This window comes from Rugamonas sp. FW305-51 (assembly GCF_058786935.1).
The window spans coordinates 1-12,724 of the sequence record NZ_JBYSZG010000048.1 but is presented as its reverse complement, the minus strand read 5'-3'; the positions used below and the strand labels follow the sequence as shown (position 1 = coordinate 12,724).

Below are 12,724 nucleotides of genomic sequence, written 5' to 3'. Positions count from 1 at the left end.
TGACTGGCTAGGCCGGCGCCTTGACGACGCCGTAGCGCGCCAGCGTGCGCTGGCGCGCCGCGTCGTGCTGCACCAGCGGCGCCGGATAGTCGCGGCCCAGACGGATGCCTTTCTGCTCCAGCAGCATGGGCGGCAGCAGCCATGGCGCGTGGATTTCCCGTTCATCGAGCGCGTCCAGCTGCGGCAGGTAGCGCCGGATGAAGCGTCCGGCCGGGTCGAACTTTTCCGACTGCGTCACGGGATTGAAGATGCGGAAATAAGGCTGGGCGTCGCAGCCGGACGAGGCGGCCCACTGCCAGCCGCCGTTGTTGGACGCCAGGTCGAAGTCGTTCAGCTGCTGCGCGAAGTACGCTTCGCCGCGGCGCCAGTCTATGCCCAGGTCCTTGATCAGGAAGCAGGCCGTCACCATGCGCAGCCGGTTGTGCATATAGCCGGTCTGGTTCAGCTGCGCCATGGCCGCGTCCACCAGCGGATAGCCGGTGCGCCCGGCGCACCAGGCCGCGAACGCGGCGTCGGCCTCGGGCCCCGTTTCCCAGGCGATGGCGTCGTAGGCCGGCTTGAAGGCACGCGTGGTCACGTGCGGATGGTGGTACAGGATCATGGCGTAGAACTCGCGCCAGATCAGCTCCGCCAGCCATACGGGGGCGCCGGCGCCGCCGCTCCCGCGCGCCATCAGCTCCGTCACCGTGCGTACCAGGTGGCGGATCGAGAGCGTGCCGAAGCGCAGGTGCAGCGACAGATAGGACGGCCCCTTGACGGCCGGGAAGTCGCGCGCCGCGCCGTAGCCGGCCAGGCGCGGCAGGAAGTCGTCGAACAGGCGGGCCGCCCCGGCCATGCCGGTGGGGATGGCCAGCTGGCCCAGGTTGCTGGGCGTGAAACCGAGCTGCGCCAGCGTGGGCAGCACGGACGCGCCGGGCGCCAGCCGCTCCGCCAGCGCATCGACGGGGTAGGGCGCCAGCGCGCCCGGTTCGCCGTGCAGCCGCTTGAGCCAGGCGTTCTTGTAGGGCGTGTAGACGGAAAACACGGTGCCGGCCTGCGACAGTACTTGGTCGCGCTCGAAAATCACCTGGTCCTTGTAGCTGCGCAGGCGCCGTCCGGCCGCGGCCAGCGTGGCGGCCACGGCGGCGTCGCGGGCGATGGCCTGCGGCTCGTAGTCATGGTTGCAATAGACGGCGCCGGCGTCCAGCGCGGCCGCCAGTTGCGCAATCACCACGGCCGGGTCGCCGTGGCGCACGATCAGGTGGCCGCCCAGCTGTTCCAGCCCGGCCGCCAGTTCGGCCACGCTGGCGTGGATGAAATCGACGCGGCGGTCGCTGCGGGGCAGGGCGTCCAGGATGGTGCTGTCGTAGACAAAGACGCAATAAACGGTGTCGTGTTCGTGCAGCGCGTGGTGCAGGGCGGCGTGGTCGAAGCTGCGCAAATCGCGGCGGAACCAGACCAGGGCGGGCTTGTGTGGCATAGGCGTGTCGGGGCGCAAGGCGGCGGTGGAAATTCGTGCCTACCATCAAGATACTGCACGGGGAAACAGGCCAGGCATGGCTGCGGCGACAATTCAGTGTAAACTATCGCTATCTGAGACTTAGCAGGCAAATGCTCTATCCGTGCGAATGTTACAGCAAAACACCGCTTTGAAAGACCCGCAAGCAGCCCAGCAGAGAGAGCACCGCGTATGACAAAAAGCAAAATTGGCAAGACTCTGGCTTTGCCCGGCATGATACAAGAAGCCACCGATCCGCTGGCCCAGACCGGCGGCGGCGCCAGTGCTGCCCTCAACCTGGCGAATCATTTCCTTATTGCAATGCCTTCCATGCAAGACCCCATATTCGGCGGCACCGTCGTCTATGTGTGCGAGCATAACGAGAACGGCGTGCTGGGGGTGGTCATCAACAAGCCCACGGACATGACGATGCAGGTGCTGTTCGACCGCATCGACCTGAAGCTGGAAGCGGCGCCCGGCGCGCCCATCATCGACGAGCCCATCATGTTCGGCGGCCCGGTCCAGGACGACCGCGGCTTCGTGCTGCACACGCCGGGCACCCGCTATTCGTCGTCGCTGACGGTGACGGACGAAGTGGCCTTCACCACCTCGATCGACGTGCTGGAAGCGGTGGCGGCCGGCACCGGCCCGCAGCGCATGCTGGTGTCGATCGGCTACGCGGGCTGGAGCCCGGGCCAGCTGGAGGAGGAAATCTCCCGCAACGGCTGGCTGACGGTGGGGGCCGACGCCCACATCCTGTTCGACCTGCCCATCGAGGACCGCTACGTGGCGGCCATGAAGCTGCTCGGCATCGATCCCCTCATGCTCACCTCCGAGGCCGGCCATGCGTGACGCCCGCCGTTGCACCGTCGCCGGGGCGGAGCCGGTGCTGTGAGCGCGGCCACCATCCTCGCTTTCGATTTCGGCATCAAACGTATTGGCGTGGCCATGGGTAACACCATGATTTGCCAGGCCCAGCCTTTAAAAGTGATCAGCGCCGTCGACAACGGGGCCCGGTTCGCCGCCATCGGCGCGCTGATCGCGGAATGGACGCCGGCGCGGCTGGTGGTGGGCCTGCCCAGCCATCCGGACGGCACGGAACACGAGATGTCGGCCCGCTGCCGCCGCTTTGCCAACCAGCTGCACGGGCGCTTCAACCTGCCCGTGGAACTGGTCGATGAACGCTATTCCTCCGCCGTGATCGCGGCCAAACGGGGCGAAGTGATCGACGACCGCGCCGCCGCCATCATCCTGCAACAATATTTCGACGCTCTTTGAACACCATGCCTACTACCTCCAACTCCCCGCAGCTCGATGCGGAAGCGCTGTACGCCAGGTTGCTGCAGCACGTGAAAACCGGCCTGGCCGGCGCCCCCGATCCGGCCATCGTCGGCATCTACTCGGGCGGCGCCTGGCTGGCCGAGCGGCTGGCCGACGACCTGGGCCTGTCGGCCCGCCTGGGCTTTGTCGACGTCTCGTTCTACCGCGACGACTACGCCAAGAAGGGCCTGCACGTGGGCGTCAAGTCGACCCAGATCCCGTTCGACGTGGATGGTGCCACCATCCTGCTGGTGGACGACGTGCTCTACACGGGCCGCACCACGCGCGCGGCCATCAACGAACTGTTCGACTACGGCCGTCCGGCGCGCGTCATGCTGGCCGCGCTGGTGGACCGTGGCGGGCGCCAGCTGCCGGTGGCGGCCGACTTCGTGGCCGCCAGCGTCGCGCTCGAGGAGCAGCAGGCGCTGGTGCTGCAGCGCGCCGGCGACGGACAATTTACGCTAACCATAGATGACGACCATGCTTAATCCGCAACTGAATAAACACGGCGAACTCCAGCACTTGCTGACGATCGAGGGCTTGCCTAAGTCCATCGTCAACCACATCCTGGACACCGCCTCCTCCTTTGTCGGCATCTCCGACCGCGATGTCAAGAAGGTGCCGCTGATGCGCGGCAAATCCGTTTTCAACCTGTTCTTTGAAAACTCCACGCGCACCCGCACCACCTTCGAGATCGCCTCCAAGCGCCTGTCGGCCGACGTGATCAACCTGAACATCCAGGCGTCGTCGGCCAGCAAGGGCGAATCGCTGCTCGACACCATCGACAACCTGTCGGCCATGCACGCCGACATGTTCGTGGTGCGCCACGCGCAGTCGGGCGCGCCCTACCTGATCGCCAAGCACCTGATCGACACGCGCCAGCCCCATGTCCACGTGGTCAACGCCGGCGACGGCCGCCACGCGCACCCGACCCAGGGCCTGCTCGACATGTACACCATCCGCCACTACAAGAAGGACTTCACCAACCTGACGGTGGCCATCGTGGGCGACATCCTGCACAGCCGGGTGGCCCGGTCCGACATCCACGCCCTGACCACGCTGGGCGTGCCGGAAGTGCGCGCCATCGGCCCGCACACGCTGCTGCCGGGCGGCCTGGAGCAGATGGGCGTGCGCACCTTCACCAACATGGAAGAAGGCTTGAAGGGCGTGGACGTGATCATCATGCTGCGCCTGCAGAACGAGCGCATGAGCGGGGCCCTGCTGCCGTCGGCGCAGGAATACTTCAAGAGCTACGGCCTGACGCCGGAGCGGCTGGCGCTGGCCAAGCCGGACGCCATCGTCATGCACCCCGGTCCCATGAACCGCGGGGTGGAAATCGACTCGGCCGTGGCCGACGGCCCGCAGGCGGTGATCTTGCCGCAGGTGACGTTCGGTATCGCGGTACGGATGGCAGTGATGAGCATTTTGGCAGGAACCCAAGGATGAAATTACATATCAAGAACGGCCACCTGATCGACCCGGCCAACGGCATCGACGCCATCAACGATCTGTACATCGCCGCCGGCAAGGTGGTGGCGGTGGGACGCGCGCCGGACGGCTTCACCCCCGACCGCACCATCGACGCCGCCGGCCTGGTGGTGGCGCCCGGCCTGGTGGACCTGTCGGCCCGCCTGCGCGAACCCGGTTACGAATACAAGGCCACGCTGGAATCGGAACTGCAAGCGGCCATGCAGGGCGGCGTCACCAGCCTGGTGTGCCCGCCCGACACCGACCCCGTGCTCGACGAGCCGGGGCTGGTGGAAATGCTCAAGCACCGCGCCAAGACCCTGAACCAGGCCCACGTGCACCCGCTGGGCGCGCTGACGGTGGGCCTGAAGGGCCAGGCCCTGACGGAGATGGCCGAGCTGACGGAAGCGGGCTGCATCGGCTTCTCGCAGGCCGAGGAACCGATCGAAGACACCACCGTGCTGCTGCGCGCACTGCAGTACGCCAAGACGTTTGAATACACCGTGTGGCTGCGGCCGCAGGACGCCCACATCGGCCGCGGCGGCATCGCCGCCAGCGGTCCGCTGGCGTCGCGCCTGGGCCTGTCGGGCGTGCCCGTGATGTCGGAAACGATCGCGCTGCACACCATTTTCGAGCTGATGCGCGCCACCGGAGCCCGCGTCCACCTGTGCCGCATGTCCTCGGCCGCCGGCCTGGACCTGGTGCGCGCGGCCAAGCGCGAAGGCTTGCCCGTCACCTGCGACGTGGGCGCCCACCACATCCACCTGACGGACGCCGACATCGGCTTCTTCGATCCGAACGCGCGCGTCACGCCACCGTTCCGCAGCCAGCGCGACCGCGACGCGATCCGCCTCGGCCTGCTCGACGGCACCATCGACGCCCTGTGCTCGGACCACACGCCGGTGGACGACGACGAGAAGCTGCTGCCGTTCGGCGAAGCGTCGCCCGGCGCCACGGGCCTGGAACTGCTGCTGTCCCTGGCCATCAAGTGGGCCGACGACTACGCGGCCGGCCAGCCCGACGGCGGCGTGCGGCCGCTGGTGCGGGCCGTGGCCAAGATCACGGCCGACGCGGCCCGCGTGGCCGGCCTGGCCGGCGGCACGCTGGCCGTGGGCAGCGCGGCCGACGTCTGCCTGTTCGACCCCACGGCGCGCTGGACGGTGAACGCGGCGGCGCTGGCCAGCCAGGGCAAGCACACGCCGTTCCTCGGCTACGAGCTGGCCGGGCAGGTGCAGGCCACCATCGTGGCCGGCCACGTGGCCTACCAGCGCGGCGGCCCACGCTAAGCGCCTAAGCTCCGAAAAAATGGGGTACGTCCCCATTTTGTTGCGTCCCCATTTTATTGGCGGGCAACCCAAAAAATGGGGACGTAACACCATTTAAGCGGTATGGCTTCTTCGCCTCTTTTGACGACGCGGTGTTATTTGAAAATTCTGCTTGTGTTCCGCCTGGTGCGGGTGGTGTTGCATATGTTGGCCGGCATGGCGACCTGCGCACTGGTGTTTCCCTGGATCGATGGTCCGGCCCGTAATGGCCATATCCGGCGCTGGTCGCGCCAGCTGCTGGCCATGTGCAATGTGACGGTGGAACAGGCCGCCGGCGGCGCGCCCGTGCTCGACCATGCAATGGTGGTGGCCAACCACGTGTCGTGGCTGGACATCTTCGTCATCAACGCCCTCTATCCCTGCCGCTTCGTGGCCAAGGCCGAGATCCGCTCCTGGCCGCTGGCCGGCTGGCTGGCGCACCAGGCCGGCACCGTGTTCATCGCGCGCGGCAACCGGCGTGACTTGCGCCACATCTTCAAGGGGCTGGTGCATAACCTGCAGGCCGGCGAGCGCGTCGCTTTCTTCCCTGAAGGGACGACGGCGGCCCAGGGCACGCTGCTGCCGTTCCACGCCAACCTGTTCGAAGCGGCCATCGATGCCAAGGCGGCCGTGCAGCCGTTCGCCCTGTCCTATGTGGACGGGCAGGGCGCATCCCACCCGTCCGTCGATTTCGTGGGCGAGATGAGTTTTGTGGAGAGCATCATCGCCATCCTGAACGGCGCGCCCGTGCAGGCGCGCGTGCATGCGCTGCCGGCGCTGGCCAGCGTGGGCGCCCACCGGCGCGAACTGGCCGAGGCGGCCCACCGGGCCGTGGCCGGCGCGCTGGGCGTGGCCACGGCAGCGGATGGGCACGCGCCCGGCACGACTGCGCGCGCCTGACGGCTGCGTCCCGCACCCGGCGCCTGGCCCGCGCCTGACGACTGGTCGCGCCTGAAAGCAGCCCGCGCCCGCCGGGCGCGCCGCCTTACTGCTTGCCCGCGTGCTGCTGGTAGGACGGGCAATCCACCTGCAGCAGGGCGTGGTCGTCCAGGCAGACGGCCGTCAGCTGGCCGCCCCACACGCAACCGCTGTCGAGGCCGATCAAATGGGGCCGCCGCAGCAAGCCCAGGGCCGACCAGTGGCCGAAGATGACGGTGTGGTCGGCGCTGCGCCGGCCCGGCACGTCGAACCACGGCATCAGGCCCGAGGCCGGATCGGCCGTACCGCTTTCCTTCAGTTTGAAATCCATCACCCCGTCGGCCGTGCAAAAGCGCAGCCGCGTCATGGCGTTGATCACGCAGCGCAGGCGGTCGGCGCCGCGCAGGCTGTCGTCCCAGCGCTCCGGCTGGTTGCCGTACATCTGGGCCAGGAAAGCGGCCAGGTCGGGGCCGCGCAGCATGGCGGCCACTTCGTCGGCCAGCGCCAGCGCCTGCTGCGCGCTCCACTGCGGCAGCAGGCCCGCGTGCACCAGCAGATGGCCTTCGGCCTGCAGCATCAGGGGCCGCCGGCGCAGCCAGTCGATCAGCGCTTCGCGGTCGGGCGCCGCCAGGATGGCGCCCAGGGTGTCACTGGCATGCTCGGGCCGGATGCCGTAGGCCACGGCCAGCAAATGCAGGTCGTGGTTGCCCAGCACGCTGTTGACGCGGCCGTCGCTCGCTTCGCACAGCGCTTTCACGTGGCGCAGCGTGGCCAGGGAATCGGGGCCTCGATTGATCAGGTCGCCTGCGAACAGGATGGCGGGCGCTTCGGCCGCGTCCGCTTCGCGGCTGGCGATGCGTTCGAGCAGGGCCACGGTCTGGCCGTGGCAGCCTTGCAGATCGCCGATGACATAGGTTTTCATAAAGTGTACAGTCTTTCGCGTCACGGCAGGATGATGTATATTCTGCAATTCTTGGCCGGCAAGCGAATTTCGCCCGGCCCATTACAGTTTCACATAAAATCATGTCTATGACTAATGTGGTACTCAGCACAGGATATTTACTCGATGATTTTTGTGACAGGCGGTGCCGGCTTCATCGGCTCAAACTTCGTACTGGACTGGTTGGCGCAATCGGATGAGCCCATTCTCAATTTCGACAAGCTGACTTACGCAGGCAACCTCAACAACCTGGCCGCGCTCAAACAGGACCACCGCCATGTGTTCGTGCGCGGCGACATCTGCGACCAGGCCCAGGTCGAAGCCTTGCTGCAGCAATACCGGCCGCGCGCCATCGTCCACTTCGCGGCGGAAAGCCATGTCGACCGCTCCATCCACGGCCCCGGCGCTTTCATCCAGACCAACATCAACGGCACCTTCAGCCTGCTCGAGGCGGCCCGCGCCTACTGGAGCGCGCTGGAAGGGGACGACAAGGCCGCGTTCCGCTTCCTGCACGTGTCCACCGACGAAGTGTATGGCACGCTGGGACCGGATGACGCGCCGTTCAGCGAAACGACGGCTTACGCGCCCAACAGCCCGTACTCGGCTTCCAAGGCCGCTTCCGACCACCTGGTGCGCTCCTACCACCACACCTACGCCCTGCCGACGCTGACCACCAACTGCTCCAACAACTACGGCCCTTACCATTTCCCGGAAAAGCTGATCCCGCTGATCATCGCCAACGCCCAGGCCGGCAAGCCCTTGCCCATCTACGGCGACGGCCTGCAGGTGCGCGACTGGTTGTATGTGAGCGACCACTGCGCCGCCATCCGCCGGGTGCTGGCGGCCGGCCGCCCGGGCCAGACCTACAACGTGGGCGGCTGGAATGAGATGACCAACCTGGACGTGGTCCATACCCTGTGCGACATGCTGGACCGGCTCAAGCCGCGTGCCGACGGCGCCAGCTACCGCAGCCAGATCAGCTACGTCAAGGACCGTCCCGGCCACGACCGCCGCTATGCCATCGACGCCCGCAAGCTCGAGCGTGAACTGGGCTGGAAACCGGCCGAGACCTTCCAGAGCGGCATCGCCAAGACCGTGCAGTGGTACCTGGCGCACCAGGACTGGGTGGCCGACGTGCAATCCGGCAGCTATGCGAGCTGGGTGGCAACCAATTACTTCAACCGCGAAGGTGCCCAATGAGCGTATCGATCCAACACCGTAAAGGCATCATCCTGGCCGGCGGCTCCGGCACCCGGCTCTATCCGGTGACGATGAGCGTGTCCAAGCAGCTGCTGCCCATCTACGACAAGCCGATGATCTACCATCCGCTGACCACCCTGATGCTGGCCGGCATACGCGACATCCTCATCATCTCCACCCCGCAGGACACGCCCCGTTTCCGCGACCTGCTGGGCGATGGCAGCCAGTGGGGCCTCGAGCTGCAGTACGCCGTGCAGCCGTCGCCGGACGGGCTGGCCCAGGCCTTCATCATCGGCAAGCAATTCGTGGGCGACGGCCCGTCGGCCCTGATCCTGGGCGACAACATCTACTACGGCAACGACCTGGAAGCGCGCTTGCGCCACGCGGCCGCACAGGACCGGGGCGCCACCGTGTTCGCCTACCACGTGCAAGACCCGGAGCGTTATGGCGTGGTCGAATTCAACGGCGAGCACCAGGCCGTCAGTATCGAGGAAAAGCCGCTCCAGCCCAAGTCCAACTATGCCGTCACGGGCCTGTATTTCTACGATAACCAGGTGTGCGACATCGCCGCCTCGATCAAGCCATCGGCCCGCGGCGAACTGGAAATCACGGACGTCAACCGGGCCTATCTGGAAGCGGGCCGGCTCGACGTGGAAGTGCTGGGCCGCGGCATGGCCTGGCTCGACACGGGCACCCACGAATCGCTGCTCGAGGCGTCGCAGTTCATCGCCACCATCGAGCGCCGCCAGGGCTTGAAAGTGGCGTGCCCGGAGGAGATCGCCTACCGCAAGGGCTATATCGACGCCGCCCAGCTGCTCCGTCTGGCCGAGCCGCTGAAGAAGAACCAGTATGGCCAGTACCTGTTGCAGATTCTCGATGACAAGGTGGTGCGCCGATGAACGTGATAGCCACGCCGCTGCAAGGCATGCTGGTGCTGGAGCCACGCGTGTTCGGCGACGACCGCGGGTTTTTCTTTGAAAGTTACAACGCCCGCCGCTTTGCCGAACTGACGGGGGTGACGGCGCCCTTCGTGCAGGACAACCATTCCCGTTCCGCCCGCAACGTGCTGCGCGGCCTGCACTACCAGATCCAGCAAGCGCAGGGCAAGCTGGTGCGGGTGACGGCCGGCGCCGTGTTCGACGTGGTGGTGGACGTGCGCAAGAGCTCGCCCACTTTCGGCCAGTGGTACGGCACCGAACTGTCGGCCGAGAACAAGCGCCAGCTGTGGATACCGCCCGGCTTCGCGCACGGCTTCGTCGTCACCAGCGAAGCGGCCGAATTCCTCTACAAGACGACCGACTACTGGGCTCCCGAGCACGAGCGGGCCATCTTGTGGAACGACCCGGCCATCGGCATCGACTGGCCGCTGGACGGTGCGCCCCTGCTGTCGGGCAAGGACCAGGCCGGCAAGCTGCTGGCCGACGCGGACGTGTTCGCATGAAGATCCTGCTGACGGGAAGCACGGGCCAGGTCGGCTACGAGCTCGAGCGCAGCCTGCAGGGCATCGGCGAGGTGGTGGCCGTCGATCGCGCCCGCATGGACCTGGCCGACCTGGACCAGGTGCGCGATGTGATCCGGGCCGTGCGGCCCGGGCTGATCGTCAACCCGGCCGCCTACACGGCCGTCGACCAGGCCGAGCGCGAGCCGCAGCTGGCCCACCGCATCAACGCCGACGCGCCGGCCCTGATGGCGCAGGAAGCGAAGCTGCTGGGCGCGGCCATGGTGCACTATTCGACCGACTACGTGTTCGACGGCAGCGATCCCGCCCCGCGCCGCGAAGGCGACGCCACCGGCCCCCTCAATGTGTACGGTGCCAGCAAGCTGGCCGGCGAGCAAGCGATTGCGGCGGCCGGCATCCGGCACCTGATCTTCCGCACCAGCTGGGTCTACGGCATGCGCGGCAAGAACTTCCTGCTCACCATGCTGCGCCTGGCGCGCGAGCGCGACGAGCTGCGGGTGGTCAACGACCAGCATGGCGCGCCCACCTGGAGCCGCACCATCGCCGACGCCACGGCCCTGATGCTGGCCCAGGCCAGCGCCGGCGGCAGCCCGTGGTGGCAGCAGCATGGCGGCGTCTATCACTTGAGCAGCCAGGGCCAGACCACCTGGTATGACTTCACCCGCGCCATCCTCGACACGGCCGGCATCGCCTGCCGCGTGCTGCCCATCGCCAGTGCCGAGTATCCGGTGCCGGCCCGGCGCCCGGCCCATTCCGTGCTGTCGTCCGAGCGCCTGCTGGCCCATTGCCGCTTGCCGCACTGGCAGGAAGCGCTGCGCCTGTGCCTGCAATAGAGCGGCCGTGTATCCAGACGTAAGGGATGGCCCCGGACGGGCCGCCCCTTGCTAGAATCTGGTCCGCCCGCGGTAATCCAGTACAATCGCCGCTATCGTCGCCGTTGGCGTACTGATCATTACCGGCAGGCCGGGCGCATTGCCGCGTCCCGGCCGGTATCGGGTATCGAGCGCACCCGATATTTTCGTATAGATAAAAAAATACATGTTCTCCTTTTTACTGAGCTTCATCGCGTCCACGCTGTTGACGCTGCTGGTCATCAAAGAAGCTCGCTTGCACGGGCCGGCGCTCGACACCGATTTCCTGGGTGTGCAGAAAGTCCACGTCCATTCCGTGGCCCGCATCGGCGGTTTGCCCATCTTTGTCGCCGTCGCGCTCAGTTCCTGCATTTCCATCTGGCGCGTGCCGTTGATGGGCAACTGGCTGCTGGCGCTGCTGGGCTGCTCGGCCGTGGCATTTATTGGCGGTATCGCGGAGGATTACACGGGCCGCGTCAGCGCCGGGCGCCGCCTGGTGCTGACCATGGCGGCGGCCCTGCTCGGGTATTTCCTGCTCGACGCCCGTATCGACCGCATCGACTGGGCGTTTTCCGCCTGGCCGCTGCCGTATATGTGGCTGACCTTGCCGCTGACCATCCTGGCCGTGGCCGGCATCGCCAATGCCGTCAACATCATCGACGGCTTCAACGGCCTGGCCAGCGTGGTCACCATTTGCATGCTGCTCTCGCTCGGCTATGTGGCCTTGCAAGTCAACGACATGTTCGTGCTGGTGGCGGCCTTGATGGTGGCCGGCGCCACGGCCGGCTTTTTGGTGTGGAATTATCCCGTCGGCCTGATCTTCCTCGGCGATGGCGGCGCCTATTTCATCGGTTTTATGCTGGGCGAACTGGCCTTGCTGCTGGTGATGCGCAATCCCCAGGTGTCGACCTGGTATGCGGCCTTGCTGTTGATTTATCCGGCATTTGAAACCCTGTTTTCCGCTTATCGCAGAATGTTTGTTCGTGGAAAGTCTCCCGCCATGCCGGACGGTATCCATTTACATAGCCTGATATTCCGCCGCATCGTGCAATGGGCCGTGGGGCGCAAGGATGCGCGCGCCCTGATGCGCCGCAATTCGCTCACCTCGCCTTATCTGTGGTTGTTTTCGCTGATGGCGGTGGTGCCGGCCACGATATTCTGGCGTTATACCTGGGTGTTAATGTGTTTCTGTATTTTATTCATTATCAGTTACGTCTGGTTGTATGTCCGGATTGTCCGCTTTAAAGCGCCGCGCTGGATGATACGGCATAAGAAGCACTAGCAAATTTGTTGTAATGTAGTATATTCCCTGCATGCGTGCAGTTTAAATTCTTTATTTAATTTCACAGGGAATAACTATGGATTTATCAAATCTGTCGGCCGCTGAATTGCGCCAATTGCAGGAACAGATCAAGCGCGAATTGAAACAGCGCGCCGATACCGACCGCGCCAAGGCAAGGGAACAGATCCTGGCCATCGCGCACAGCGTGGGTGTGCCGCTGCAGGAACTGATCGGCAGCGGCGTGCGCGCCAAGACGGGCACCGTGGCGCCGCGCTACCGCAATCCGGCCGACGCCAGCCAGCAGTGGACGGGCCGCGGCCGCCAGCCCAAGTGGGTCAAGGACTGGGTCGACGCGGGCAAGTCGCTCGACCTGCTGCGCCTGTAAGCCTGTTCGGCGCCCGGCGCCCGGGGCCAGGCCGGCCTGCGCGCCCGCGTCCGTTCCTGTGCCAGGGCTTGCCTGGCGCGGACATCGCACTTAGTATGTCGGGTGGCGCCCCCACCCCACC

At 66.2% G+C, this 12,724-nt stretch carries 14 protein-coding genes; 12 read left to right on the top strand and 2 right to left on the bottom strand.

The window, feature by feature from the left end:
* Window positions 1–7: 7 nt before the first annotated feature.
* Window positions 8–1,459, bottom strand: a complete 1,452-nt coding sequence (locus AC3WOS_RS23885; protein ID WP_492719199.1) for a cryptochrome/photolyase family protein — start codon at window positions 1,457–1,459, stop codon at window positions 8–10.
* A gap of 210 nt (window positions 1,460–1,669) precedes the next feature.
* Here AC3WOS_RS23885 and AC3WOS_RS23880 point away from each other — a divergent pair, with 210 nt between their 5' ends.
* The 6 genes from AC3WOS_RS23880 (at window position 1,670) to AC3WOS_RS23855 (ending at window position 6,468) form a co-directional block, all read left to right on the top strand.
* Window positions 1,670–2,329, top strand: a complete 660-nt coding sequence (locus AC3WOS_RS23880; RefSeq protein WP_492719197.1) for a YqgE/AlgH family protein — start codon at window positions 1,670–1,672, stop codon at window positions 2,327–2,329.
* 39 nt (window positions 2,330–2,368) lie between these two features.
* Window positions 2,369–2,755, top strand: coding sequence for a Holliday junction resolvase RuvX (ruvX, locus tag AC3WOS_RS23875; protein ID WP_492719196.1), 387 nt, complete (start codon window positions 2,369–2,371; stop codon window positions 2,753–2,755).
* Window positions 2,756–2,760: 5 nt separating this feature from the next.
* Entirely contained in the window at window positions 2,761–3,285 is a 525-nt protein-coding gene (gene pyrR, locus AC3WOS_RS23870; protein ID WP_492719194.1) for a bifunctional pyr operon transcriptional regulator/uracil phosphoribosyltransferase PyrR, read from the top strand.
* The gene (locus AC3WOS_RS23865; protein ID WP_492719193.1) at window positions 3,278–4,243 is read left to right on the top strand and encodes an aspartate carbamoyltransferase catalytic subunit; all 966 of its coding nucleotides are present in this window, start codon (window positions 3,278–3,280) and stop codon (window positions 4,241–4,243) included. Before pyrR ends, AC3WOS_RS23865 begins: the two co-directional genes overlap by 8 nt.
* On the top strand, window positions 4,240–5,550 hold the full coding sequence (locus AC3WOS_RS23860) for a dihydroorotase (protein WP_492719191.1): 1,311 nt from the start codon (window positions 4,240–4,242) through the stop codon (window positions 5,548–5,550). Before AC3WOS_RS23865 ends, AC3WOS_RS23860 begins: the two co-directional genes overlap by 4 nt.
* A 138-nt stretch (window positions 5,551–5,688) precedes the next feature.
* Window positions 5,689–6,468 carry a lysophospholipid acyltransferase family protein gene (locus AC3WOS_RS23855; protein ID WP_492719189.1) on the top strand — a complete coding sequence of 260 codons (780 nt, stop codon included), beginning with the start codon at window positions 5,689–5,691 and terminating at the stop codon, window positions 6,466–6,468.
* Between the two features lie 85 nt (window positions 6,469–6,553).
* On the opposite strand, the gene AC3WOS_RS23850 is transcribed toward AC3WOS_RS23855, so the two are convergent.
* Window positions 6,554–7,408 (bottom strand): symmetrical bis(5'-nucleosyl)-tetraphosphatase, encoded by an 855-nt coding sequence (locus AC3WOS_RS23850; RefSeq protein ID WP_492719188.1) that lies wholly within the window; start codon window positions 7,406–7,408, stop codon window positions 6,554–6,556.
* Between the two features lie 144 nt (window positions 7,409–7,552).
* On the opposite strand from AC3WOS_RS23850, the gene rfbB reads away from it, so the two are divergent.
* The 6 genes from rfbB to AC3WOS_RS23820 all read left to right on the top strand — a co-directional run bounded on the left by rfbB (window position 7,553) and on the right by AC3WOS_RS23820 (window position 12,603).
* A complete protein-coding gene (gene rfbB, locus AC3WOS_RS23845) occupies window positions 7,553–8,626 on the top strand; it encodes a dTDP-glucose 4,6-dehydratase (RefSeq protein WP_492719186.1) in 1,074 nt (357 codons plus the stop codon).
* The gene (rfbA, locus tag AC3WOS_RS23840; protein WP_492719184.1) at window positions 8,623–9,525 is read left to right on the top strand and encodes a glucose-1-phosphate thymidylyltransferase RfbA; all 903 of its coding nucleotides are present in this window, start codon (window positions 8,623–8,625) and stop codon (window positions 9,523–9,525) included. Before rfbB ends, rfbA begins: the two co-directional genes overlap by 4 nt.
* Window positions 9,522–10,067 (top strand): dTDP-4-dehydrorhamnose 3,5-epimerase, encoded by a 546-nt coding sequence (gene rfbC, locus AC3WOS_RS23835; RefSeq protein WP_492719182.1) that lies wholly within the window; start codon window positions 9,522–9,524, stop codon window positions 10,065–10,067. Before rfbA ends, rfbC begins: the two co-directional genes overlap by 4 nt.
* Window positions 10,064–10,918 carry a dTDP-4-dehydrorhamnose reductase gene (gene rfbD, locus AC3WOS_RS23830; protein ID WP_492719180.1) on the top strand — a complete coding sequence of 285 codons (855 nt, stop codon included), beginning with the start codon at window positions 10,064–10,066 and terminating at the stop codon, window positions 10,916–10,918. The genes rfbC and rfbD overlap by 4 nt, the downstream gene beginning before the upstream one ends.
* 205 nt (window positions 10,919–11,123) lie before the next feature.
* A complete protein-coding gene (locus tag AC3WOS_RS23825; RefSeq protein WP_492719178.1) occupies window positions 11,124–12,218 on the top strand; it encodes an MraY family glycosyltransferase in 1,095 nt (364 codons plus the stop codon).
* 76 nt (window positions 12,219–12,294) lie between these two features.
* Entirely contained in the window at window positions 12,295–12,603 is a 309-nt protein-coding gene (locus AC3WOS_RS23820) for an H-NS histone family protein (RefSeq protein ID WP_492719176.1), read from the top strand.
* Window positions 12,604–12,724 lie beyond the last annotated feature (121 nt).